This window comes from Streptomyces sp. NPDC059668 (assembly GCF_042734135.1).
GTDB lineage: Bacteria > Actinomycetota > Actinomycetes > Streptomycetales > Streptomycetaceae > Streptomyces.
The window spans coordinates 18497-42175 of the sequence record NZ_JBHWEL010000026.1 but is presented as its reverse complement, the minus strand read 5'-3'; the positions used below and the strand labels follow the sequence as shown (position 1 = coordinate 42175).

At 68.7% G+C, this 23679-nt stretch carries 21 protein-coding genes and 1 pseudogene; 15 read left to right on the top strand and 7 right to left on the bottom strand.

Annotated elements, in window-relative coordinates:
• Nucleotides 1-33 precede the first annotated feature (33 nt).
• Together ACFV2J_RS20335 and ACFV2J_RS20330 are read right to left on the bottom strand one after the other, a co-directional pair.
• Nucleotides 34-1206 carry an SIS domain-containing protein gene (locus ACFV2J_RS20335; RefSeq protein ID WP_385439840.1) on the bottom strand — a complete coding sequence of 391 codons (1173 nt, stop codon included), beginning with the start codon at nt 1204-1206 and terminating at the stop codon, nt 34-36.
• Nucleotides 1203-2495 (bottom strand): D-tagatose-bisphosphate aldolase, class II, non-catalytic subunit, encoded by a 1293-nt coding sequence (locus ACFV2J_RS20330; protein ID WP_385085280.1) that lies wholly within the window; start codon nt 2493-2495, stop codon nt 1203-1205. Before ACFV2J_RS20330 ends, ACFV2J_RS20335 begins: the two co-directional genes overlap by 4 nt.
• A gap of 149 nt (nt 2496-2644) precedes the next feature.
• On the opposite strand from ACFV2J_RS20330, the gene ACFV2J_RS20325 reads away from it, so the two are divergent.
• The gene (locus tag ACFV2J_RS20325; RefSeq protein ID WP_385085282.1) at nt 2645-3439 is read left to right on the top strand and encodes a GntR family transcriptional regulator; all 795 of its coding nucleotides are present in this window, start codon (nt 2645-2647) and stop codon (nt 3437-3439) included.
• 729 nt (nt 3440-4168) lie between these two features.
• Here ACFV2J_RS20325 and ACFV2J_RS20320 read toward each other — a convergent pair.
• Nucleotides 4169-4657: a MarR family transcriptional regulator gene (locus ACFV2J_RS20320; RefSeq protein ID WP_385085284.1), complete on the bottom strand. Its 489-nt coding sequence runs from the start codon at nt 4655-4657 to the stop codon at nt 4169-4171.
• Nucleotides 4658-4754: 97 nt separating this feature from the next.
• Between ACFV2J_RS20320 and ACFV2J_RS20315 the strand changes: the two genes are divergently transcribed.
• The 4 genes from ACFV2J_RS20315 to ACFV2J_RS20300 all read left to right on the top strand — a co-directional run bounded on the left by ACFV2J_RS20315 (nt 4755) and on the right by ACFV2J_RS20300 (nt 9228).
• Nucleotides 4755-5960, top strand: a complete 1206-nt coding sequence (locus ACFV2J_RS20315; protein WP_385085286.1) for a PP2C family protein-serine/threonine phosphatase — start codon at nt 4755-4757, stop codon at nt 5958-5960.
• A 177-nt stretch (nt 5961-6137) separates the two neighbouring features.
• Nucleotides 6138-7817, top strand: a complete 1680-nt coding sequence (locus ACFV2J_RS20310) for a SpoIIE family protein phosphatase (RefSeq protein ID WP_385085288.1) — start codon at nt 6138-6140, stop codon at nt 7815-7817.
• The gene (locus ACFV2J_RS20305) at nt 7814-8908 is read left to right on the top strand and encodes a B12-binding domain-containing protein (RefSeq protein ID WP_385085290.1); all 1095 of its coding nucleotides are present in this window, start codon (nt 7814-7816) and stop codon (nt 8906-8908) included. Before ACFV2J_RS20310 ends, ACFV2J_RS20305 begins: the two co-directional genes overlap by 4 nt.
• Nucleotides 8905-9228 (top strand): STAS domain-containing protein, encoded by a 324-nt coding sequence (locus tag ACFV2J_RS20300; protein ID WP_385085292.1) that lies wholly within the window; start codon nt 8905-8907, stop codon nt 9226-9228. The genes ACFV2J_RS20305 and ACFV2J_RS20300 overlap by 4 nt, the downstream gene beginning before the upstream one ends.
• Nucleotides 9229-9625: 397 nt before the next feature.
• On the opposite strand, the gene ACFV2J_RS20295 is transcribed toward ACFV2J_RS20300, so the two are convergent.
• Nucleotides 9626-10531: a helix-turn-helix domain-containing protein gene (locus tag ACFV2J_RS20295; protein WP_385085294.1), complete on the bottom strand. Its 906-nt coding sequence runs from the start codon at nt 10529-10531 to the stop codon at nt 9626-9628.
• 153 nt (nt 10532-10684) lie between these two features.
• On the opposite strand from ACFV2J_RS20295, the gene ACFV2J_RS20290 reads away from it, so the two are divergent.
• The 5 genes and pseudogenes from ACFV2J_RS20290 (at nt 10685) to ACFV2J_RS20270 (ending at nt 15121) form a co-directional block, all read left to right on the top strand.
• Nucleotides 10685-11425 carry an SDR family oxidoreductase gene (locus tag ACFV2J_RS20290; protein ID WP_385085296.1) on the top strand — a complete coding sequence of 247 codons (741 nt, stop codon included), beginning with the start codon at nt 10685-10687 and terminating at the stop codon, nt 11423-11425.
• 711 nt (nt 11426-12136) lie between these two features.
• Nucleotides 12137-12382: pseudogene (locus tag ACFV2J_RS20285) on the top strand (TetR-like C-terminal domain-containing protein); the annotation flags it as partial.
• A gap of 22 nt (nt 12383-12404) precedes the next feature.
• The gene (locus ACFV2J_RS20280) at nt 12405-12812 is read left to right on the top strand and encodes a hypothetical protein (RefSeq protein ID WP_385085298.1); all 408 of its coding nucleotides are present in this window, start codon (nt 12405-12407) and stop codon (nt 12810-12812) included.
• A gap of 916 nt (nt 12813-13728) precedes the next feature.
• The gene (locus tag ACFV2J_RS20275) at nt 13729-14565 is read left to right on the top strand and encodes an alpha/beta fold hydrolase (protein WP_385085300.1); all 837 of its coding nucleotides are present in this window, start codon (nt 13729-13731) and stop codon (nt 14563-14565) included.
• A gap of 22 nt (nt 14566-14587) precedes the next feature.
• Nucleotides 14588-15121 carry a WHG domain-containing protein gene (locus tag ACFV2J_RS20270; protein WP_385085302.1) on the top strand — a complete coding sequence of 178 codons (534 nt, stop codon included), beginning with the start codon at nt 14588-14590 and terminating at the stop codon, nt 15119-15121.
• A 641-nt stretch (nt 15122-15762) separates the two neighbouring features.
• Here the strand turns inward: ACFV2J_RS20270 and ACFV2J_RS20265 are convergent.
• Complete coding sequence (locus ACFV2J_RS20265; RefSeq protein ID WP_385085304.1) at nt 15763-16236, bottom strand: cupin domain-containing protein; 474 nt, start codon at nt 16234-16236, stop codon at nt 15763-15765.
• 142 nt (nt 16237-16378) lie between these two features.
• Nucleotides 16379-16609 carry an SDR family oxidoreductase gene (locus tag ACFV2J_RS20260; protein WP_385085312.1) on the bottom strand — a complete coding sequence of 77 codons (231 nt, stop codon included), beginning with the start codon at nt 16607-16609 and terminating at the stop codon, nt 16379-16381.
• 670 nt (nt 16610-17279) lie between these two features.
• On the opposite strand from ACFV2J_RS20260, the gene ACFV2J_RS20255 reads away from it, so the two are divergent.
• From ACFV2J_RS20255 to ACFV2J_RS20235, 5 genes are all read left to right on the top strand, one after another.
• Nucleotides 17280-18605 carry a multicopper oxidase family protein gene (locus tag ACFV2J_RS20255; RefSeq protein ID WP_385085306.1) on the top strand — a complete coding sequence of 442 codons (1326 nt, stop codon included), beginning with the start codon at nt 17280-17282 and terminating at the stop codon, nt 18603-18605.
• An 830-nt stretch (nt 18606-19435) separates the two neighbouring features.
• On the top strand, nt 19436-20311 hold the full coding sequence (locus tag ACFV2J_RS20250; RefSeq protein ID WP_385085308.1) for a GNAT family N-acetyltransferase: 876 nt from the start codon (nt 19436-19438) through the stop codon (nt 20309-20311).
• A gap of 521 nt (nt 20312-20832) precedes the next feature.
• Entirely contained in the window at nt 20833-21339 is a 507-nt protein-coding gene (locus tag ACFV2J_RS20245; protein ID WP_385439830.1) for a lamin tail domain-containing protein, read from the top strand.
• 117 nt (nt 21340-21456) lie between these two features.
• Complete coding sequence (locus ACFV2J_RS20240; protein ID WP_385086290.1) at nt 21457-21852, top strand: SMI1/KNR4 family protein; 396 nt, start codon at nt 21457-21459, stop codon at nt 21850-21852.
• 627 nt (nt 21853-22479) lie between these two features.
• On the top strand, nt 22480-22959 hold the full coding sequence (locus tag ACFV2J_RS20235) for a DUF6417 family protein (RefSeq protein ID WP_385086287.1): 480 nt from the start codon (nt 22480-22482) through the stop codon (nt 22957-22959).
• On the opposite strand, the gene ACFV2J_RS20230 is transcribed toward ACFV2J_RS20235, so the two are convergent.
• Nucleotides 22956-23675: an HNH endonuclease family protein gene (locus tag ACFV2J_RS20230; RefSeq protein WP_385086284.1), complete on the bottom strand. Its 720-nt coding sequence runs from the start codon at nt 23673-23675 to the stop codon at nt 22956-22958. The genes ACFV2J_RS20235 and ACFV2J_RS20230 overlap by 4 nt on opposite strands.
• Nucleotides 23676-23679 lie beyond the last annotated feature (4 nt).

Sequence of the window (23679 nt, the reverse complement as noted above, 5' to 3'; positions counted from 1 at the left end):
GTTGTTCCTCCGCTCGGCTTTGTCTGAACGCTGTTACGCGACGTCGTCGCGTCGCTGGGGGAGCGGATGCACGGTCACGCCCTGCACCACGCGGTTCACCTCTCCGGAGGGGAACGGGTTGTCGGGCCGTATGCCTTGACCCAGGGACGAGCGCAGTGCGATGAGCTGCGCACACACCACCGCAGGAAGGGCGAGGACGGTGTCGTCGGCGTCGGCGAGCCCGGGGAGCAGCCAGGTGTCGTCGCCGGGCACTCCGTTGGGTGACGCGGTGATGGCCACGACGCTGCCCTCTGGAAGTCCTGCGCGGAGTTCGGCGAGGATGTCGAGGTCGTAGCGGCGCGTGTACGGGTCGTTCGACACGTACACGACGACGGCGGTGCGGTCGTTGAGCACGGACTTGGGGCCGTGGCGGAAGCCGAGGGAGGACTCCGAGGACGCGACGAGCGCGCCTCCGGTCAGCTCCAGCAGCTTCAGAGCGGACTCCTGGGCCAGCCCCTTCAGAGTGCTGCTGCTGCCGAGGTACACCACGCGCTCGGGCTCACGGGCCAGCAGTGCCTCGATGTGCCGGTCGAGGCCGCCCGCGGTGATGTGCTCGGCCGCCGCTGCCGCGCCGTCGATGGCGCCTGTGGTGAGCGCGCCCAGGGCGAGCAGGGACGCCAGAAGCATGCTGGTGAAGCTCGACGTCATGGCGAAGCCCTGGTCGTTCGCCGCGGCGGGCATGAGCAGGACGTGGGACGAGGTGTTTTCGCTGTGGAGCCGGGCCAGCTGTCCGGCGCTGTTGCAGGTGATGACGAGGTGGTTCACGCGCGTCAGGACCTGCTCCGCCAGCCGGGTCGCTGCGACGCTCTCGGGGCTGTCCCCGGATCGGGCGAAGGACACGAGCAGCGTGGGAACGTCTTCAGGGAAGGACGCGTAGGCGTCGGCGACGATGTCCGTGGTGGAGACGGCGTCCGTGCGTCGGCCGGTCGCCCGGGCGACCGCGGCTCGGACCACTTCTCCGGCGAAGGCCGAGGTACCGGCTCCCGTCAGGACGATCCGCAGGTCCTTGTCAGCGATCAAGGGGCCGAGGAAGGCGTCCAGGGAGTCGCGTTCACCGGCGACGATCGCGCCGACCTCATGCCACACGCCGGGCTGTTGAATGATCTCCGCGGCGGTGTGGTCGGCCCCGCTGCCCTGAGGCACCAGATTCTGGGTGGTGGTCTTCACTCGTACTCCTTGTCATGGGTTCCACACGCACGGTCGTAGTCGCGCAGGACGTCACGGACGCGGTCGACGACCAGGTCCCGGGGTGTTGCAGAGAGGGCACCGGTCCGGACGCGCCGGTATTGGCCGGGGAGGTAGGCGCTCAGCAGAGGCAGCGGAATGTCGAGGCCTGAGAGGTTGGTGAACAGACGGTCCTGCGCGGCGGCGATCTCAGGGTCGGGCCAGTAGTAGCGCATGCGGTCGCTGTAGCTGTAACGCCTGGCCAACCGCTGATCGTCAGCTGTGCCCTCGTAGTACCCCTCCCACCAGGAAGGTTTGTCCCGCATGCGGCGGTCGACCACCTTGCTCAGCTGCGACCGGGATTCGGCTGCGACGAGTTCGTCCTCGATGGAGGCCAGTGCGAACAGCGCCTCGCGCAGAGCGAACGTCAGTCCGGGCCCTACCTTGAGCACTGCCCAGTGGTCCTCCACCAGGGCGGCCAGTCCGTCCACCGTCTGGTAGTCGGTCGAGTGGGCCTCGAAGACCATGCCGGGCTCGTCGGCCAGCACCGTGCGCAGCTCAGTCGTCCGCTCACGCCGGTAGTCGAACACCTGGAGGTGATCGAACTCCACGCCGGGCTGTACGACCAGGGCCATGACCCGAGGCCAGGCTCCGGCCACGCCATGCCTCTCGAAGGCGCGACGGTTGTGTTCCAGGGTCAGGCGGGCGGCCTGCGGGCTGGTGGCAGCCATGCCTTCCAGCGTTTCGTGCGCCCCTCCCGGCACCGGAACCTCGGTTCCGATGACATAACGAAGGGCGTTCACGGAGCCGCCTGCGGCGGTCTCGGCCACATGCACCAGGCGTGCGGTGCGCTCGGCGACCAGGTCGTCGGTCAGCGGAGCCACGTCGTCGGCGCAGGCGAAGCTGCAGTCCAGATGGATCTTCGTGAAGCCTGCCCGGACGTATGCCGCGACGAGACCGTCCGCTTCGGCCATCGCTTCTCGCGAGGGCAGTGAACGCCACCGGTTGGGTCCCAGGTGGTCTCCGCCCAGAACGACCCGGTCCAGCGGTAGTCCGTGCTCGGCGGCAATGCCGTGCACCAGTTCGCGGAAGTCTTCGGGCCGCATACCGGTGTAGCCGCCGTACTGGTCCACCTGGTTGGAGGTCGCCTCGATGAGGACAGTGCCTCCCGAAGCCAGGGCCTGGCGGACTGCTGCCTCGATGACCAGCGGATGGGCCGAGCAGACGGAGGTGATGCCGTGCGGTTCGCCAGCCTTCTGGCGGCGTACCACTTCATCCAAGGGGTTCCACATGATCACTCCAGGGGTCAACGAAGTGCGCCAGCCGCATCTGTCGGTGCGCCTTCGAAAACGTGACTGGAACGGTACTGGCCTCGCGAATGGCCGTCAATGGTCTGTTACTGGTATTCAACTGGTCTGATCGAAACTGGTATACATCTGGTATGTCTTCTTCGGATCACGGTCTCCCGCAAGGGCTGCTGAGCGGAGACGCTCTGCCGCTGTACACCCAGGTCGCCGGACGCCTACTGGACGACATCGCCGAGAAAGGCGCCCGCCCGGGAGACCGACTTCCGTCGGAGCGAGCACTGGCGACCCGGTACGGCGTCTCGCGCGTCACCCTTCGCTCCGCCCTGAACGAACTCGCGGAGCGCGAGGTCATCGAGTCCTCGCCCGCCCGCGGGTGGTTCCTCGCCGAGGGCTACGAACGCGTCGCCCCGCCGTCGCAGCCGTCGTCGTCGGCTTCGGCCGCGGGCCAGTCGGTACAGGGCTTCGCCGACTACGCGGAACAGCAGGGACTGCGACTGCGGGACTCAGTCCTGGAGACCAGAGTCCGACCTGCCACGGTTCAGGAGTCCGAACTGCTGCGGGTCGGTCCGGGAGCCGCCCTCTTCGAGATGCGCCGACTGCGTTATCTGGACGACATCGTCGTGGTCCTGGAACACAACCGACTCCCTCTCGCACTGTGCCCGCGGCTAGCAGAGACGGACTTCACCAAAGACACGCTCTTCGCCACTCTCCGCCGTGCCGACCCGCCACAACTACCCAAGGTCGCGGACTACTCCGTGGAAGCACGGCATCCGACGGCGGAAGAGCGCCGACTGCTGGAAATCACCGACGCGACTCCCGTACTCGTCGCCACCCAGCTCGCCTTCAACCAGAACGCGCAGCCCCTCGAACTCACCGCGGCTGCTTTCCGCGGCGACCGGTACCACTTCCGAGCCTCCATCACAGGGTGAGCCGTGTCCCGGACATCGAGCCAGAACCAGGTCCTGCTCACCCACAGCGACGGCCGACGGCTCGCCCCACCCGTCCGGCGCGACTCCATCGGCCTGGCCGGCGGCGCCCCCGGAGAGCCCGTCACCTTCCTGGTGTGTTGGGCCTCGGTGTCGGCGAGTTGGGGCAGGATGGAAGGCGCAGCCGGTGTGCGGCCGCGGCGGACTGCTCGGAGACGTGACCGCGGTGTCCGGTGGCTGTGAAGCCGGATTGGTCGGGCAGGACGGCTTCTGCGGCTCCAACTACGTGCTCATCGGGAACAGTTCGGCGCCAATCACTCCGGGCGCACCGAGGAGACACGCGTGAGATCACCTCAGTCCTGTGCGTCACCCCCCTCGAAATGCAGCGCCAGCGCGCGCAGGATGTCAGCGGTCGACATACCCGCTGCGCCGTCGTCGTGTTCTTCCGCGCGTGGGCTGTTCGTGTGCAGAGGTGAGCGCTTCGGTCCCAGGACCACGAGTGCGCCACGGCCTCCGAAGAGCACAGGTCGCCGCTCCCACACATCCGGAAGGCACCCCTCCTACTCTAGGTCGAGAAAAGCCCGTCACGTCATCCCGCGGCAGCTCGGGCACCGGCAATGCCGACCTCGTCACGAACAAGAACGCACCCGGATTTCCTCGGCCAAACCCATAGAGGCCTCACAGCCTCAGCCGCACGGCTTGTTTGACAGACCCGACCATGGCAGCCGTGACTCAGGCGGTTTCCTCGCGGTCGATCGCGATGGCGGGTTCGCTGACGGCCTCGCACAGTGCGCTCAGTCCGGTGGCGAGGGCGTGCTGTGCGTCGGGAGTCATGCGGTTCATGGCCTGGTGGAGTACCTGTTCCCGGCGGAGCCTGAGATCGTGCAGGTGTGCCACGCCGCTGTCGGTGAGCTCCAGCTGCATTTCGCGGCGGTCCTCGGGGCGTGGGGTTCGGCGGAGATATCCGGCTGCTTGGAGGCGGTCGCAGAGGCGGGTGACGGACGGCGCGGCTGCCGAAAGGTGGCGGCCCAGCATGCTCAGATTGATGCCGGGTTCGCGTTCGATGATGTACATCACGCGGGTCTGAGCGGTGGAGAGCGGCGCGGTGCTGAGCGTGCCGCGGCCGCGCTCCCAGGCGATTTCGAGGAGCTCGAGGACAAGGCCGATCTCGGGCACGGCGGGGGAGACGTGCTGGTTGAGGGAGGTGGGGGCCTTGCGCATGTGACACTCCCGCGTGAGCCTTTTGTGCTCGTTCCGGCTGGTCGATACCGACAGTCGCTCAGATGAAGATATGTCAAGGAAAGAAGGAGCGGCACCGGTGGACAGACCCAGCACGGTCGAGCGTTCCCTGCGCGAGGCCGCGCCCCATCAGATTTTCGACGTGATCCGCAGCCTGATCGAGCGCCGCCATCGAGCCCGGAGGGTGGAGTTGTTGATGGCCGACTACGCCATGACGAAGCTGCAGCCCGTCGGGATACTGCCCACCACCCGCCCCCCGGTCTCCGCGCACGCGAGTGCTCCGGGCCGCGCGTTCGGCGCCCAGGAACCGTACTGCGTGTACGACGGATCGGCATCCACGGTGACGGCTCACCTTCCGGTCAGCGTCCGCGGGGACCGGCTGGGAATCCTGAGCGTCATCCTGCCGGCCGGGGAGGAAGGTGAGGACAGAGTCGCGAAAGACGTCCTGGAGGAGCTCCAGGAGTGCGCCGACGCGCTGGCACACGAGGTGGTCGTCGCAGAGCGGGACACCGATCTGTTCCTGCAGGCGCGCCGAGCTGAGCGGCTGACACTGGCCGCTGAGATGCAGTGGCAGCTGCTGCCGGGACGTTCATGCGCTCGGCCCGAGTACAGCATCGGCGCACAGCTGGAACCCGCATACGCGATCTTCGGCGACAGCTTCGACTGGTCGGCCTCGACCGATGACCTCTATGTGACCGTCAGCAACGGCATGGGCGAGGGAATCGACGCCGCGCTGCTCACGAACCTCGGGATCAATGCCCTGCGCAACGCCCGCAGGGCCGGACTGGACCTGGCCGATCAGGCTTATCTGGCCGATCAGGCCGTCTACGGGCAGCACCGAGGAAGCCAGTACCTGTCGACGCTGCTGCTCCGCTTCCACCTCCCGACCGGCGACGTGGAGATCATCGACGCCGGTTCACCGCGCGTATGGCGGGTACGCAGAGGAACGATTGAGGCCATCGAGCTGGAAGCGCAGTTGCCGCTGGGCATGTTCGAGGACACCGTCTACGTCGCTCAGCACTTTCACGTCGAACCGGGAGACCGTCTGCTGTTCATCAGCGACGGCGTCTACGACGCGCTCTCACCGGGCGGTGAGAAGTACAGCCTGCGCGCGTTGGCCGGATCCATCACAAGTACGCGCCTGCTGCCCGCCTCGCAGGTGCCGAGAGCGATGCTGGAGGAACTGCTCGGATACCGCGGCTCCGGCCCGGCCGTGGACGACTCCCTGGTGGTGTGTCTGGACTGGCACGGTCGACCTGCTCATCCCCGGATCCCAGCCGTATGACCTTCCTGTGAAGGTTTCGAATCTGCGCTGTGAGTAAAGCGTCGCTGCACACCCCCCGGGGCCGGTCGCCCGCGGGGGTAGGTTGCTATCGACGCCCCGACTGGTCGATGCTTGCCGCAAGGCAATTATTTTTCCAGCGGGAAGGGTGGTGCGGTTCGCCCCAGGCGGGCCCTCTACATGGCCTCTACCGAGGGCATCTGCGTTACCAAAACCGAGCAGCACTGCACGGCCGGGCTGTGGGCTCTGGCCCCCTACCCCGTGATCATGGCCGACGCGGCAGGCAGTGTCGTGGAAGTGAACCCCGCCGCCTCCCTTCTGCTGGAGAGCGCAGTACCGGGGGCCAGCATGTCGGACGCGGTTCCGAACTGGCTGGCGCACGCCCACCAGGACGCGGTCGTAAGTAGGCAGGTGGCCCGCGATCACCAGGACGTCGAGGTTCCTGGTCCGGTATCAGGGCGGATCGCGGAACACAGTTTCGAGGCGTACCCCACCCGGGGGCAGGACGGAAGCGTGGTGTGGTGGCTGGTCGACGACACCGACCGTCGGCTCGCCGAAGATGCACTCGCCGCCGAGCGCGAACGCACAAGATTCCTCGCGGAGGCGTCCAATGTCCTGCTCGCCTCGTTGAACGCCGAGCGGTGCATGGCCGTTACCGCGCGGCTGGCCGCCGAACATCTCGCGGACGTGGCGATCGTCGTCACCCCGTCATCCTCCAGGAAGCTGCCCGTCGCGACCGCGATCGCGGGCCAGGACGTCACCCGTACCCTGATCGCAGCCGACCCGTCTCAGGTCCCAGGCCTCAACGAGGCGCTGCAAGGGTTCCCCCCGGTGGCCTCACGCTGGATCGATCCCACGACACTGCCCGACTGGATCATCCCCCACGGTTTGCGCGGGACGATCGGGTCCGTCGTCGTGACTCCCCTGCCCGGCCACGGCGTACCTGCCGGAGCCCTGATCCTGCTGCGCGCAGCGGACCACGCCACGTTCAGTGAGAACGAAGAGCTCTTCGCCCGGCTGTTCGCCGCCCGCGCCGGCGCGGCCCTGTCGGCAGCTCTCCTCTACAGCGAGCAGAGCGCCATCACGCAGACTCTGATGCGGGATCTGCTGCCCCCTCGACTGCAGCGACTCAACGGGGTCGAGATCGCCGGGGGCTACCGGCCGGCCGGTGCCAGGGAACGGGTGGGCGGAGACTTCTACGACGTCCACCCCGGCGGTTCCCCGGCCGACGCGTCACTGGTGGTCCTGGGCGACGTGTGCGGCAAGGGCCTGGACGCGGCGGTCCTGACCGGCAAGATCCGCAACACCCTGCAGGCGCTCCTGCCGATGGCTGACGATCACGGGCGGATGCTCGACCTCCTCAACGGCGCCCTTCTGACGTCCCACCATGCTCGCTTCGCGACTCTTGTGATGGCCTCGGTGCAACGCATCGACAGCCATGTGCGGCTGCACCTGACCTCGGCCGGCCACCCCGTCCCCCTCGTGGTCCGTACGGATGGCAGCGTGGAGGAGGTTCCCACCCACGGCACCCTGATCGGAGCCCTCAAAACGATTGCGGTGCACTCCGCCGACGTCATCCTGCAACCAGGCGAGACGTGCCTGCTCTACACCGATGGATTCACCGAGGCCCGCGGCGGACCGCGCGGCGACGAGATGTTCGGCGAAGAGCGCCTGAAACGAGCCCTCTCGGAGTGCTCCGACATGCCTGCGGAGGCAGTCGTCGAGCACATCCAGATGCTCGCTTCCCAGTGGCTGCGCCATGCCGGCCACGACGACATGGCCGTCGTCGCGATCAGCGCCCCCCGCACGACCCGGCTCAGCGCGGTCAACGGCCACACCCGAGGCAGGTACACCGCGTGAAAGGGCACGACCCCGACACGGTCAGCATCCAGGCCCTGCAAGGCCTGCTGTGGACCGCAGTGACCAGCCGTGACGAATACCGCGCCGCGGACATCGTCTTCGCCGCCCTGGAAGACGGCCTGAGCGCGGAAACGATCCTGCTGGATGCCATCGCCCCCATACAGGCGAGAGTCGGCACGGAGTGGGCCGCCAACCGCATGAGCGTGGCGCAGGAACACGCGGCGAGCGCCATCACCGAACGCATCATCGCCGCCCTCGCCCACCACCCCGCTACCCGCACCCCGCCCACCCAGGGCCGCATCACCGTCGCATGCGTCGACCAGGAGTGGCACGCCCTGCCCGCCCGCCTCCTCGCCGAAGTCCTCACCCTGCGCGGCTGGCAAGTCGACTTCCTCGGCGCCCAGGTACCCACCCCCCACCTCATCGCCCACCTCCACAACAGCGGCGCCGACGCGGTCGCACTCTCCTCCTCGATCCCCAGCCGACTGCCCGCCGCCCACGCAGCGATCACCGCCTGCCAGGCCATCGGCGTACCCGTTCTCGCCGGCGGGGCCGCCTTCGGAACCAACGGCCGCTACGCCCGTCTGCTCGGCGCCAACGCCTGGGCCCCCGACGCACGCGCCGCAGCCCGGCAACTCGCCGACGGCATCCCTGCCCCGGACCTCGCCGCCGCACGACAGCAGATCGACGACCTGCCCCACCTCGCCGACCAGGAGTACACCCTCGTAGCCCGGGCCCAGGGGCAACTGGTCAAGGAAGTCCTCACACAGCTGGAAAGCACCTTTCCCGCGATGGCCGCCTACACCCCACAACAGCGCGAACGCACCGCTGAAGACATCGCCCACATCGTCGAATTCCTGACCGTCGCCCTCTACACCGATGACGACGACCTCTTCACCACGTTCATCACCTGGACCGCAGACATCCTCGCCGCCCGCCACGTCCCCGCCCAGTCCCTGCACCCCGCCCTGAACACTCTGGCAACCGAACTCAAAGATTTCCCCCGATCCACCCGGCTGATCGACCAGGCCCGCCTCGCCCTGGACAACACACCCGCACCAGCCGGAACACACCCCGGAGCCCCCGCATGACCGCCCTGCCCCACTCCTCCTACACCCTCACCGCTGAAGCCGGCCCGGGCACCGCACACCTCCACATCGTCGGCGAACTCGACTGGGAGACCAGCGACGAACTCCTCCAGCACGCCGACCAATGCCTCACAGCACAGCCAGACTTGAGCGACCTGCACCTCGACTGCGCCGAACTCCAGTTCTGCGACTCCATGGGCCTCTCCACCCTGCTGACCATCCACCGCAAAACCACCGCGCGAAACATACGGCTGCACCTCGACAACCCACCCCCCTTCCTGGAACGCATTTTGAACACCACCGGAGTCCGGCAGCTCTTCTGACACCGCCCGGCTGTCCACTCTGACGCTCGACGTACTGACCACGGCGCTGGCCGACGCACTCGATGCCCAGAGCGCCGTGCCACCCCACACACGAAGGCGCGCGCCTCGATCGCGTCGAGGAACATCGAGCGCAGCACCGCGCGGCTGCCTGAGGTGAAGGCCTTCGGGTAGTACATGATCTCGTCCGGGTACAGGACGGCCAGGGTGGGCGGTGTCCAGGTGGTAGCGGCGGGGTCGACGAGGGTGTGTCCGACCACGGGGAGCCCGACGAACTCCTGGGCCTCGGCGTGCGCGGGGGGATCGGCGCGGAAGCCGGTGCCGGCCAGGACCGCCCTGCGCACCTTGAGGAAGTCGCCCGCGTGTGACCGCCTCAGCAACGGTCGGAGCGAGCAGGGAGTCACGGTCCGCGTCGGCCCCGACTGCCCTGCGATTGGTGGCAGGCGTCGACGTCGCGGCCTGTGAGCGGGTCGACGGCCGCAGCGGGCCGCTGCCCGCCGGCGGGGGCCAGGGAGGTCAGCAGTTGGAGCTTCTCGGCGGCGTCGCTGTCCTGGTCCGGGTAGTAGAGCACGAGCAGCAGGTCTCCGACGGCGAGCTTCTCGCGGTTGAGGTGCAGTTCGCCAACGACCGGATGGTTGACGGTGCTGGTGTAGCCGAGCGCTTTGATGTCGTGCCGTGCCCACAGGGTGCGGAAGCGGTCGCTGGCCAAGGACAGCTCGCCGACGAGTTCGACTGAGCGCTGGTCGGTGATGCTGTCGTCCACCGAACGGCGAAACGCCGCGACGGAGTCGACGACCGCAGCCTCCCAGTCGTGTTGGAAGTGGCGTTCCTCGGGGTCGAGCAGCAGGGAGCGCAGCCGGTTCCCGCCAGGCCGCAGCCGCGGCGACAGCGCCATCGCGAGCCGATTGGAGGCCAGGACGTCGAAGTACCGGTCCTCGACGAACGCCGGCACGTCCACGGCCGCCAACAGATGGTGCAACCGGGCGGGCAGGCGCGGCGTGCGCTGCTTGCGGCGGGCCGGCGGGCGGGGCACGTTGAGTCCGAGCAGGTACTCGGTTTCCAGGCCGTCGAGGTGCAGGACACGGGCGATGGCCTGGAGCACCTGCGGGGAGGGGTTGTGATCCCTGCCGCGCTCCAGCCGCAGGTAGTAGTCCGCACTGATACCGGCAAGCATCGCGACCTCCTCGCGGCGCAGCCCTGGGACGCGCCGGTTTGCGCCACCGGGGATGCCGGCCTGCTGCGGCGTGACCAGGTCGCGGCGGGCGCGCAGGTACTCGCCCAGCCGGTTCGCGTCGTCTCGAGCCATACCTCCCACGGTAGCCGCGGCCGACGGTCGCAGAGGGGGGCCTGGCACACCCCGGATCGGCAGGGCCTTTCTAGCTCCAAAGCATGTGAGCGAGCCTGGTTGTGGAAGAACCGGTAGTCGCTGGACGGCTACCGAACGTTACAGGAGGCTCTGGTGAAGCTCACCCATCGCACAGTGCTCGTCGTCGGTGGCACCTCTGGCATCGGGCTCGAACTCGCGCTCCGGTTCGCGAAGGACCGCAACACGGTCGTTGTCGGCGGGCGCCGGCCTGAGCCACGGGACGGCCTGCAGTCCGTTCAGATCGACGTCACCGACCCCGCCTCGGTCCTGCGCGCCCGCGACGAAGTGCTCGCCGCGCACCCCGACCTCGACGTCGTCGTCACGATGTCCGGAGTCCTGCTCACCGAAGACCTGCGCGACCCCGCGCACATCACCGACGCCGAGAACATGGTCGCCACGAACCTGCTCGGTACCGTCCGGGTGATCGACGCCTTCACGCCGCATCTGATCGGCCGCGGCACCGGAACGATCATCACGGTGAGCTCGGGAATCGGGTTCCTGCCCTTCCCGCTCATGGCCACCTACGGCGCCACGAAGGCCGCGGTCCACTCCTACACCGAGTCGCTGCGGGCGCACCTGGCCGGGACCGGCGTGGAGGTGGCCGAGCTCGTGCCGCCGGCCGTCGCGACCCCGGCGATGGCGAAGCTCAACCCGGCGGCCGTGCCGATCGACGCTTACCTCGATGAGGTGATGGAGCTGCTGGCCGTGGAGCCTACGACCCGCGAGATCATTGCCGAGGCCGCGCTGCCGCTTCGCTGGGCCGAACGGGACGGCACCTACGCCGAGCTCCTGGAGCGCCGCTCCGCGCCGCTGAACAACCTGCCCGGCCGCTGATTGGCCCGGCTGCCGATTCCGCTGTCGCGGAGCACCGACCCGTCGCGACCGAATGAACACGGCCTACGTCATGGACGCCGCGGCGTCGCCCCGCCCACCCGCCTCGTCACAGCGGCCCCGCCTGCAGCCGCCCGAACCACCAGAAGAGATCCACCGATGACTACCCCTGTTCCTCGGCGGTACCGTCGCAGGCATCGGATGGGAACCGGCATACCCGGGTCTGTTCAAGGTTCTGATCGCACTGGCACCACCCAGTCGCCGCGCGGGCACGGTCACCAGCGTCTATGTTGTCGCCCACCTCGCCGTCGCCATTCCCGCGGTCGCCGCCGGGATCACCACCACGGTCTACGGACTGCAGCAGACCGCAGTCGCCTGCACGTCGGCGGCCGTGCTCCTCACTGCCATCGCCGTCGCCACCATGGCGATGCAGAAGGTACGCGCTACGCGCTGCGCCGACGGACGGCTCGCCCCGCGATCCGACCACCTATTTCCCAGCGCACCCGGTACGCCACCAGCCAGGCCGACCTCGCCCACCGGATCGCCATCCTGGCCGCGACCGGGCTCGGCGACGCCATCCGCGACGCAGGGCCGCGCAGGCGGCGACGCCCTCACCGACGCGCAGGCCATGCACACATACGTGCAAGAACATCCCAGCCGGTACGCGGCAGTCAACAGTGACCGCCCGGACGGACCCGACGACCCGTTCATCCCAGCCAGCAACCGGCGCTCAGCTCCCTGTCGGCCGTGCTGCGCGGATACAACCTGGACCCCGCCCACGAGGTCCACGCCCTGCGGATGCTGCGCATCATGCTGCACGGGTTCTCGAACCTCGAAATCGCAGGCGGCATCCAGCACGACACAGGCGCCGACCACAGCTTCACCTGGATGATCACCTTCATCGACCAAGGACTCCAGGCCACCACGCCAACCCCCAGGCCCACAGCGCCCACGAACTGAGAAACGACAGGCAGCCACTACTGTGATCGACAAGAATCCGTCCCAGAACGCCTATGCCCGAGGGGCACTGCGATTCGTCACCGAACTCATCGCGTGGGTGGGCGCTCCCTGGGCCCTGTGGCCGCACTCGATAGCCTTGGCGATCGGCGCCGTGGTGATACTGATCGGGCTGCCCGCGGTCTTCAGTACGCCGGGCGACAGGCCCGGCGGCGGCACGCCCGTATTGGTGCCCGGCATCGTGACAATCCTCCTGGTGCTGATGCAGCTCGCAGCCGCCACAGCGGCAACGTGGGCGCTCTGGCCCTGGTGGGCTGCCACAGCAGCGACCGTGCTGTGCCTGACCGTGGCAGTCACCGAACAACCGCGCTGGCGCTGGCTGCTCAGTGCGCCGGGCAACCCCACCGGAGCGCAACCTGGAAGGTCGTCATGACCGGCTCCCCGTCCACAGCCGCACCATCGACCTGGGGTTCCGATTTTCAGGACGGCGACGCTCCTGAGGTCCGTCGCATCAGAGGCGACCGTGCAATGGCCCGATCCTTGCCCCCGGACTGCTCCTCGATGCCGAACCCCAACATTGAGCTGGCCTCGGCATCACGCGAGACGTCGAAGACGGAGGGCACGTTGAGCTCGGGGCGGGATGTGTCCCACGAGACCGAGCAGCCGAGGAGTCCCGCCAGCACGCTGGAGGGCGAGAATCACCACCGCGATCGCCACCTGGAAGGACCGGATCGGGCGCGAGGCACTTGTGCCCGGAGTTCGCTGAAACCTGGCGGTGACGCGCTTCGCCGTGTGCACGACAGTCACTCTGCCGTGGTGCCAGAGTGACGCCGGCCGTCTCCAGGAGCCACTGCTGGGCAGGCATCAGCGCTCCCGCCCGGCCCGTCGCCCGGCCGTCCATATGCCCAGTTTCTCGCCCTGGACGATGAGTTCACACGGTCTGGACGGCAGCGCGTCGCCGGCCTTCTTGTGGGCGAGAGTTCCGCTACTGCGACAGCTCGCAGGCCGGGCGCCATCCGGATCGAGATCCGCCACGGCCTTCATGCGGGCTCCTGACAGCGACCCAGCGCGAGATTACGCCTGGGCTTCCCCGGAGGCGCGCCGTTCGGTGCTCTGAGTCGCCCTCCTGGCCACTCGCCGGTGGCTGTCCATGCACACCCCGACGGGGAAGTTGTCTCCACCGAAGACCGCCGGGGCCGACGGTACCAGGTTCGCGTGTGCTGCGGCATAGGCGCGGGCGCGACGGCGAGGCCGGCCTCCACATTGACACCGCAAGCTAATGACACTAGCTTCTAGCTAACCATAGTAGCCACTTGGCTGATGTGGCTATCCAACCTTTGGGAGACGTCATGACCGAACACCTCGCCATCGACGGCGGCACGATCGCCTACGAAGTGGCGGGCTCCGGCCCGCTGGTCGTCCTTGCGCACGGCATGGGTGACCACCGCGCCGCCTACCGTGCCGTCGCCCCGCAGCTGATCGCGGCGGGCTACCGGGTCGCCACCGTCGACCTGCGAGGCTGCGGCGAGTCCAGCGCCAACTGGCCGGACTGGAGCCGCACCGCCATCGCCGACGATCTGCTCGCCGTGATCCGGCACCTGGGCGGCCCGGCGGTACTCGTCGGCCACTCGATCTCCGGCGGTGCCGCAACCATCGCCGCGGCGCGGGAGCCGGAGCTGGTCACCGCGGTGGTTGAGCTGGCGCCATTCACCCGCAAGCAGTCGATGGGCCTGGGCGATCTGCGCAGCAAGCGCGTGCGCCAGGGCATGCTGCGGCTGATGCGGGCCATCATGCTGGGCAGCGTTCCGGCGTGGCGCTCCTATCTGGAGGTGGCCTACCCCGGGGTGAAGCCGGCTGACTTCGACGAGCGGGTCGGCCGCGTGGAGGCGATGCTGCGCGAGCCGGGCCGGATGAAGGCACTGCAGGGCATGGGCCGCACCACACCCGCCGATGCCGGTGACCAGCTCGGCAACGTGCGCGGCCCGGTCCTGGTCGTGATGGGGGCAGACGATCCCGACTGGGCCGACCCGCACGCCGAAGGCGCCGCGATCGTCGAGGACCTGCCCACCGGCCTCGGCCGCCTCGAAATCATCGAAGGCGCCGGGCACTACCCGCACGACCAGTACCCTGAGCAGGTGGTTTCGCTCATGCTCTCCTTCCTACGAACGGACGCCGCCAATGCCTAGGGCGGGCCTGGACTCCGCTGCCGTGGCCGCGGCCGGCGCCGACCTCGCCGACGAGGTCGGCCTGGGCCGCCTGACCATGGGGCTGCTGGCCGAGCGCCTGGGCGTGCGCACGCCGTCCCTGTACAAACATGTGGGCGGGCTAGAGGATCTCGTGCGGCGCATCGCGGTGTTGGCGACGAACCAGGCCGCCGACGCCGTCGGCGCCGCAGTCCAGGGAGTCGCGGGCCGTGACGCCCTGGCCGCCGCGCTGCACGCCTTCCGCACCCTCGTCATCACGCACCCCGGCCGCTACGCCGCGACGACCGGCATGGAACCCACTGGTCCAGGCGACCCGATGGCCCTTGCTACGCAACGGCTGTTCGATGCGTTCCGGGCCGTTCTGCGCAGCTACGGGATCGACGAATCCGACATGGACCACGCCCTGCGCATGTTTCGCAGCCTGTGCCACGGCTTCGCCACCCTCGAAGCGGCAGGCGGCTTCAAGTGGAGCACCGACATCGACAAGAGCTTCGAATGGCTCATTGCTTTTACCGACCGGGGCTTGCGCGCCCTGTGACAGCGTCGCGGCCGGCCGAGTGGGTGAGGGAGTGCTGCGCGTTCCGCCCTCGCGGATGAAGTGGACACACTGTTCCGGGAAGGCGTCACATGCTGTCCGGGGCGAGGAACTTCACGGGCTGGCCGCTCTCGCCGCCGGTCAGGGGCCACGCGTGAGCAGCACCGCATCCCGGTGACGGAGTCATAGCCGGTGCTGTCGAGCTTCCCCGCAACGAGTTGCTGGCCGTGCGGGCCCGGCACTGCATGGCCACCAAGTTCGGTCGGGCGCCTGGTCGGGGTCAGTGCGCTGGCCAGAGGGCAGGGCCGTCAGGTGCATGTGGACGGCGAGGCTGTGGGAGCGGCGTTCAGTCTGCGCGAGCTGGCCGAGATCATGCGCAGGGAGGGCTCTGGACGGGTCTGGACGAGGTCGATGTGGCGAACTCTCGTCTTGTCGAGTGGCACGGCTGGGGAGCCGAGGCGTGGTGAGCACGCCTGGCCACGGCCAGGGTGCCTGCGGCTGATCGGCGCTGCACCGGGCCGGCTGCCCCGCTGCCGGCGCCGGGCGGGCGGATCGGCGCCGGTGACCCGTCCTGCCCTCCGCGGTCGCCCGCGAAAGCATGCGGACGTGCCGGTTGGCTGGCTTCGGTGGCGCTGCGGGTGGCGTTACGGCGTCGGGGGTGTCCGCCAGTCCGGGAGCTCTTCGAAGTGGACGTCGTAGCGGTCTTGTTCGGGCAGGAGTGAGGCGAATTCGACTTCGCCGCGGCTGATGGCGGCGAGCTGTTCGAAGTAGCCGAAGCGTTCGATGCCGGGACTGAGCACGACGACGACGTCGGCACTCGCGCCTTCCGCTGCCCCGAAGACGTGGGGCAGGCCGGGCGGAATGACGACCAGGCCGCCCTTGCTCACGGTGGTGAGGGTGTCGCCGAGACGGAAGAGCATCGTTCCGTCCAGGACGTAGAAGAGTTCGTGGGAGAGCTTGTGGTGATGGGGCGGTGCTCCGTCGGCGCCGGCGGTGAGGGTGAGCCGGCTGGCGCTGACCGCGCCTCCGTCAGCCAGCAGTTCGAACGCGCCGTCGGTGAGCGCGGCTCCGGCTGCTTCACCGGCCTGTACGACCAGGGCATGGCGTGTGGCGGCCATGGGGCGACTCCTAAGATTCGGATGGATTGCAACGTTATGTACTGTGCATGTTCCATAGCGCGGATGCGACTACGCCCGTGCCACTCTCCGCGGCGGGTCGGGTGGGGCGGCCTACCGCTCGGACGGTCTGTCTAGGGAGAGGTCACTCCCAGGTGCCGCCGCCGTTGACCGCGGCGATGGTGCCCGTGACGAAGCCGCTGTCCTCGTCCGCGAAGAATGCGACAGCGCGGGCCACAACGTCGGGTGCGGCCATCCGGCCGAGCACGGTCTGTGCGGCTTGGCGCTTGCTGTGCTCGTCGCCGAGAAGACGCCCGCGCTCAGGGCCGGCCGCCGAGCTCCGTTGCCGGCCGCCCGCGACACCACCATTGTGGATCTGCTGGCCTCAGTCGCGCCCCTTGGCAGGCGATGGCTCAGGACGGCGTAGGCGGCTCTCAGCAGCCTGCCCGGCTTCGACGGGCATCCCGCTCGCGTGGAGTCGTGACGTACTGCCGCAAGGAGGTGCAGACCGGGGCTCCTTTCTTCCTACGGAGCCGACGGCGCGTGCACCGCGGAGCTGATCGTGATCGCGCCGAGCCGACCCAGCCCACTGGTACGGCAGACCGTACTGGGCCGGGACACCTCCGCACCACTGCGCCTGGCCGTCGTGTTCGCAGGCCCTGTGGGTGTTCGGGGGTCGTTGATAACGCCGGTGTGGTGCGGGTGATGTTCCGGTGTGCCGTCCGGGCTCCCTGGGGCACGTTGATTTAGATTGCTCCGGTATGGGAGAAAGCGAGGGAGTGAGTCGTCGGTCGGTGCTGGCGGCGTTTCCCGTCGCGGTTCTCGCGGCTGCGCCGGGCGAGATCCTGACGGCCCGGCGGCGCGCGGGGGCCGTACCGGTGTCTTTCCCGCAGCCTGCCGCGCCGGTTCTGCGACCGGTGCCCAGTTCTGCGCCGCTGGTGGTGGAGGAGACGCTCGATGTCCGGTTTACGGAGGTTTTTGTACCGGGCTACGGTCGGGTCACCACGCGTACCTACAACGGGGCGATCCCGGGTCCGACCCTGCGTGTGCGCGGTGGGCAGACTCTGCGGCTGACGCACGTCAATGGGTTGCCGCCCAACCCGCCCCACACCGGTGACCACAACACGCCGCACCGCCCCAACAGCTTCAACCTGCACACCCACGGGATGCACGTCTCCCCGTCCGGGGACGCCGACAACGTGCTGCGCGAGTTCGCCCCACGCGCCGCGGACGAGGCCGCCGCCGGCACTTCGGAGCCGCGGTATGTGACGACCGTCGATGTACCGGCCGGGCACCCGGCCGGCACCTACTGGTACCACCCGCACCTGCACGGAGCCATCGCTGAGCAGATCGTGGGCGGCATGACCGGGGTGATCGTCGTCGAGGGTGACGTCGACGAAGTCCCTGAGATCAGGGCGGCCGCCGACATCGTCGTGTGCGTCAACGAACTGAAAGTCAAAGACGGCAGGGTCCCCGCTTTCACCGCGGGCGGCTGGGTGACCGGGATCCCTTCTACCTTCACCGTCAACGGCACGGTCAACCCCACCCTGCGGCTGCGTCCCGGCGAGGTCCAGCGGTGGCGGCTGGTCGCCGCGACCGCGTTCACCGCCCTGCGGCTCCAGGTCGCCGCAGACCGCGGCAACCTGCCGATGCACCAGATCGCACAGGACGGTGTCACACTCACCAGGCCCGTCGCGCTGGACCTGCTGGACCTTTCCATGGGCAACCGCGCCGACGTCCTGGTCCGGGGCGAAGCTCCCGGCCATTACGAACTACGGGCCGACGGGCTGCCTGGCCCCCTGATGACGGTCGAGGTCGCGGGAGAACCCCTCGAGCCGCCGATGGGGCTGCCAGCCTCGCTGCCGCCAGGCAGACCCTTCCTCGACGAAAAGGACATCACCGACCCCGGCACGGAGCGTGAAGTGGTCTTCCACACCGATGAGAGAGTCTTCGCCGGCGCTTTCCCGAACGCCTTCCGTGTCCTGGGCACCAATGCGACGCCCGCGGCCGATCCCGAAGGCGACCTCACCCGCGACCCCGCCTACGGCCTCTTCGACCCCGAATACACCAACCACACCCTGCGTCTGGGCACCGTCGAACGCTGGACGGTCCGTACCGACGAGACGATGCCGGCCCACAGCCATCCCTTCCACCTGCACACCAACCAGGTCCTGCTCACCCACCGCAACGGCCGACGGCTCGACCCACCCGTCTGGCGCGACACCATCGGCCTGGCCGGCGGCGCCCCCGGAGAGTCCGTCACCTTCCTGGTCAGGTACGAGGACTTCACCGGCCGCACCATCGCCCACTGCCACCAACTGCACCACGAAGACCTCGGCATGATGCAAACCGTCGACTACGTCGAACGTTGAGAACCGCACCACATTTCGAAGAGGACAACGGGACTACGGACGTCGGGACCCGGCTGCGCACTCCCGGCTCAAGCCGTACGTGCGTACGGCAGGGGGAAGCGCCCAGACCGGCCTGCCGCTGCCGATGTCTCTGGGGAAGCAACGAGCTCCCGGCCGCGTGCCCTCGTGATGCCGGCGCTCCTTCGGCTGTGCCTCGGTGTTGGTGGGTTCGGAGTCGGCAGGAAGGCACAGCCGGTGTGCGGCCGCGGTGGACTGCTGGGAGACGTGACTGCGGTGTTCGATGATTGTGAAGGCGGGTTTGTTGGGCCGGATGGGCTCCGGGGAACCAACCACGTGATCATCGGGGACCTCGGCGCGTCCGGAGTGACGGGCGCCGGACTTATCTGGAGCCGGAGACGCTTGCCTAGGAAAGCACCAAAACGCGCGCGAGATCACCTCAGTTTCGTGGGTCACCCTCCTCGAAATGCAACACCAGTGCGCGCAGCATGTCAGCGGTCGACACCGCGCTGTGCTGTCGTCTACGCCTCGGCGAGAGTGACGAACGCCAAGGCGAATGCGGCTGCCATCTGCTCGATGGCCGGTGTTCACTCACGCTTGACGGCCATGGTCACGTCGCGGACGGTCGCGTCAGGAGCGAACTGCAGCTTCGGCATCGGGTCCCCGCGGTCGCCGACGCGGACACCGTGATGGACAGCGCGAAGTGCATTCGCACGGCGGGCGACACAACCCCCACTGACCTGATCTGCGCCTGATCCGGTCGTGAAACAACAGGCCCCGGCGCGTTCGTGCCGGGGCCTGCGGCGCCTGGTCGACGTGAGTAGCGTGCGGCCATGCGCTTCTCCTGGGACCTGATCGAGCCCCTGATGCCCGTGCCGTACGTTCCGACTCTCGGCCCCGTCCGGCCCGACGACCCGCTGCACGACCTCTTCGAGGCCGTCGTCGAGACCGCTGGAACCGGCCAGTTCCTCCCGTACGACAAGGACCGCCGTTGGTCTGACACGAAGACCGAGCGCGTCCTGGCCGACGCCATCGAGCACGAAGGGAGCGAGACCCTGATCCCCACTCTCAACGACCGCGGTGCGGGCACGGTCAAGTTCCACCTGTACGGGACGGAGCCAGGCAGTCGGTCGCACGGCGCCGACCTGGCCCGGAAGCTCGCGGTCGCCCACGGCGCTGCAAAGGCGCGGATCGTGTGGTTCGACGGCCCTGACCGGCCAGATGCCCACGCATGGGGTGCGGGGGGTACCCGCGTCCAGCTCAAGGACTTCACTCACGGACCTGGACCAGCTCCGGGCGTACCGGTCCACGAGTACAAGCGGCTGCCTGAGGACACTCGGTTCGGGGAGTTCGCGGAGGCGATGGCAGCGGACGGCTTCGCATTCCTCTACGAGCAGATGAGGGCTGGAACTGTCGGCCCTGTCCTGACGGTGTTGCATGACAAGCGCGTGGCAGGCGTCATCGGCCCGATGGAGACTATGGCTGACCCCCGTGGCGCCGCGCGGCTGCTGCCCCAGTACTTCGGCGTGTTGCCGCAGTACCGCGGGCACGGGTACGGCCGTGCCCTGTGGCGTGCGGCAATGCACTGGGGACACCAGCTCGGCGCCGCGTATCAGCTCCTGCAGACCACCGCGGGCGGGGCGTCCGACCGGCTGTGTGCCAGCGAGGGGCTGATGTCGCTCGGGTTCGTCAACCAGATGGACGTATGACAGCTGCAGCATTAAGGCGCTGTAGGTCGTCGGGCATCAGTGGCGCCGAGGTCCGCGTGGGAACCTCGGCGTGTGGGGGCGGGGCTGGTGCTCGCGGCTGCGGGGCAAAGGCAACAGAGCCCGTGGTGCAGCTTGGATAACCGTACACACCATCAATTGCTGCACCGATGTTCGAAAATCGCCCACTTTCGCCTGTTACTCGCCGGAGCAGGCTCAGCTGGGAAGTAGCAAGGTGGCGCGGTCGGGGCGCGCGGGGAGCTAGAAACCGCTTCCACCCCAATGGCCATCGGGTGGATGCACCCTCCCGCGAACTGGGCGTCACCGCCTGCACCCTTGACTGAGTACTGCAGGTGACCGTCACGGAAATGTCCGTATACAGCAACATGAAACGGCGCATCTCCCATCGAGTCCGACGGGCGGCCAAGCTGTGGTCCTCGGCACCAGCCGGGATCCGCACACCGCTCATCTCCGGCCGCTCCGCATCGGCCACTTGGTTGGGCTTGCACCTCAGGGGAGTGCTCATGTCTTCTCGTTCGATCCCCCGTATCGCCGCCGCCACGCTCGCCGCAGGCGCCGCACTCGGTGCCGCGGCGCTGCCGGCCTCCGCGCAGACCAGCCCCCACCAGGCCGCCGCATACCGCTCCGGCGTGGTCATCAGCGACGTGCAGGCCGACTCCCCGGGCTACGACGACCGCTCCAACTACTCCCTGAACCGGGAGTGGATCGACGTCACCAACACCTCACGCCGCAGCGTGAACCTCGACGGCTGGACCCTGTCCGACGAGGACGGCCACACCTACACCTTCAACCACTACCGCCTCGACGGCCGCTCGACCGTCCGCGTCCACACCGGCATCGGCCGCGACACCTACCGCGACGTCTACCAGGACCGCCGCAACTACGTCTGGGACAACCGCTCCGACACCGCCACCCTCCGCAACGACCACGGCCGGTTCATCGACGACGCCTCCTGGGGCCGCCACCACCGCGGCGGCCACGACGGCAACCACCACGGCCGCCGCCTCTGAACCCCAACGGTGACCACACAGCCGGTCACCACACCGAGCACCATCCAGCGGCGCGCGGCGGCCCACCCGGGTCACCGCGCGCCGTCGGCGCGTGACGGGGCTTGATACAACGGCCTCATGAGGTCGAGCGACGACGCGATCACGCAGGCTGAGCGCCGCTTCCAGGTCCGTCTGCCCGAGGACTACCGGCACTTCCTGGTCACGGACGGGACCATGGCCCGGTTCGTTCCCCCTGCGGGCGACTTCCTGGTGCTCCACGCCGCCGAAGAGCTCATCGAGATCAACGAGGCCGGCGAGTTCCAGGACCGCTTCCCCGGCAGCGTCGTCATCGGCGGAGACGGAGGCCGCGAACTGCTCACCTTCCGGCAGGGACCCTCGCCGCTGGTCCTGCTCGACGTCTCCGCTCAGGACTGGTCCTCCGCCATCCACCAGGCACCGTCGTTCTCGGCACCGCTCGAGCGATTCCCCGAGACCGGATGGCAATGGGACGCCTCCGAGCCCCCTCTCTCCTGACCCGGCGCCGTCACGGACACTGTGCCCGATCCACCTTTGGAGGCGCCGCGGTCTGCTTCGCTCTCCTGGTGGTCCCGAGTATCGAGGCTGCGATATAGTCGATCTTGTGTTCGCCGCTCCAACTGTCGACGGTGAGCCTTGCGTTGGTAGTCCAAGGAATGACGCCCCGCTTCCTGCGGGGAGATGCAGGTGCAAGGCCTGCCCGGCGCTCCACAGAATCCCGCCTCCAATCCCTGGAGGCGGGATTCGGTTTTTCCCCCGCAGCCGCTCCCTGAGAGCTCTTCGAGTGCGCCGGCCCGCAGGGCACGGGCGTCTGAGGCTCGAGGCCGGGCGACGGCAAACACAGTTGTGCCTGGTCACTCGGTGGGCTGGCCCTTCTTACTTCACACCGTGCGGGCCTGCGTCATGCCTACGGTCGACGGAGGCATGTGAGCGCGGACATCGGGCGGGGGAGTGGGATGCGGAGCTGGGAGAAGGCGCTGCTGGTCCTGGAAGCGCTGTGCGAACGCGGGCAGGCGGCCGGACACTCGACACGGGGTTTCTCTTGCCGCACCAGCAGCACGCCGATGCCCTGGCGGGCCAGGGGCTGGTGGAGCTGGCGGGAGGGAGGACCGGGCGGAGCTGTCGGTGCTGGAGGGCCAGCCCGTGCGGTGGGCGGCCCGTCTGACCCCGCACGGGCACGACACCCTCACCTACGGCCGTCTCCGCCCCCGACCCGAGCCGACGCCCGCCGAAACCGGTGTGGGACGGCCGATGGAACTCATCCCGTCGCAGATGGCGGCCCTGCGCGTATTCATCCACCTCGCCGGCCGGCTCCGCATCCCGCCCGCCGACGGGCTGGCCGAGGAGGTCCGTACGGCATCATGCGATCACGGGATCAAACGGTGGCGGCTGCACCTGACCGAGGAACAGATCGCTTCAGTGGCGTACGGGTTCTGGCTGCACCGGATGACCGGATCCGCCGCGGAAGCCAACCGCTTCCTCCGCGAGTACGGCGCCGTCTACCTCCCGTCCCCGGCCGAGCAGGACGACCTGCCGACGGGCGTCGGCGCCGCAGCGCCGGCTCTCGGTCCGGCCGTCGAGTCCGGTCGGCCCTCGGGGGGTTAGCGGGCGAGGGTGACGGTGACCGGCTGGTCGGGACAGGGGGCCAGGCCTTCGGTGAGGGCGGCGTGTTCGGCAGGGTCGACGGTGAGGCCGTATCGGATTTTGTCGGCGACCCAGTCGGTGAGGTACTGGCACCGGTAGCCGGCGTGCGGGGGTATCCAGGTGCTGGGGTCCTTGTCGGCCTTGGACCGGTTGGAGGCCGCAGACACTGCGATCAGGGCACGCGGGTCGGCGAGGTCGTTCGCGTAGGCCTCGCGTTCTGCCGGTGTCCAGGAGGAGGCTCCGCTGTCCCAGGCCTCGGCGAGCGGGACGAGGTGGTCGACGTCCAGCTTCTTCGCGCTGTCGAGGTACTGGTCGTCGTAGGGCGAGTACCAGACCCCGCCGGTCAGCACGCAGTTCGGGCCTACGGTGGGGGCAGTGATGGCTTCGGTGAGAAGGACCTCGGCGCGGGTGTTGCAGCCGTTCTTGTCGGCATCCGTCCAGTGCTTGAACTTGGAGCGCTCGTAGCCTGTCCGGCTCTCGTCCTGCACGACCAGGCCCTGCAGGGCGTCCCGGACGGGAAGCGTGAGCGTGTCACCCGGAGCATGCCGGAGAAGGTGCCCGGCAGGTACGGCGTGGGCGGCGGCAGGAACGAGCAGCGCGGCGAGTGAGCTGAGTGCGGCGGCAGCGGCACGGGAGGCGCGGGTGAAGCGCACGACGGGCTTCCTCTCGAAGATCACGAAC

What these genes read in the sequence shown, in the direction of transcription:
- ACFV2J_RS20330 (WP_385085280.1), bottom strand. Translation starts at nt 2,495, where the DNA reads ATGTGGAACCCCTTGGATGAAGTGGTACGCCGCCAGAAGGCTGGCGAA.
- ACFV2J_RS20325 (WP_385085282.1), top strand. Translation starts at nt 2,645, where the DNA reads ATGTCTTCTTCGGATCACGGTCTCCCGCAAGGGCTGCTGAGCGGAGAC.
- ACFV2J_RS20320 (WP_385085284.1), bottom strand. Translation starts at nt 4,657, where the DNA reads ATGCGCAAGGCCCCCACCTCCCTCAACCAGCACGTCTCCCCCGCCGTG.
- ACFV2J_RS20310 (WP_385085288.1), top strand. Translation starts at nt 6,138, where the DNA reads ATGGCCTCTACCGAGGGCATCTGCGTTACCAAAACCGAGCAGCACTGC.
- ACFV2J_RS20300 (WP_385085292.1), top strand. Translation starts at nt 8,905, where the DNA reads ATGACCGCCCTGCCCCACTCCTCCTACACCCTCACCGCTGAAGCCGGC.
- ACFV2J_RS20295 (WP_385085294.1), bottom strand. Translation starts at nt 10,531, where the DNA reads ATGGCTCGAGACGACGCGAACCGGCTGGGCGAGTACCTGCGCGCCCGC.
- ACFV2J_RS20275 (WP_385085300.1), top strand. Translation starts at nt 13,729, where the DNA reads ATGACCGAACACCTCGCCATCGACGGCGGCACGATCGCCTACGAAGTG.
- ACFV2J_RS20265 (WP_385085304.1), bottom strand. Translation starts at nt 16,236, where the DNA reads ATGGCCGCCACACGCCATGCCCTGGTCGTACAGGCCGGTGAAGCAGCC.
- ACFV2J_RS20250 (WP_385085308.1), top strand. Translation starts at nt 19,436, where the DNA reads ATGCGCTTCTCCTGGGACCTGATCGAGCCCCTGATGCCCGTGCCGTAC.
- ACFV2J_RS20245 (WP_385439830.1), top strand. Translation starts at nt 20,833, where the DNA reads ATGTCTTCTCGTTCGATCCCCCGTATCGCCGCCGCCACGCTCGCCGCA.
- ACFV2J_RS20240 (WP_385086290.1), top strand. Translation starts at nt 21,457, where the DNA reads ATGAGGTCGAGCGACGACGCGATCACGCAGGCTGAGCGCCGCTTCCAG.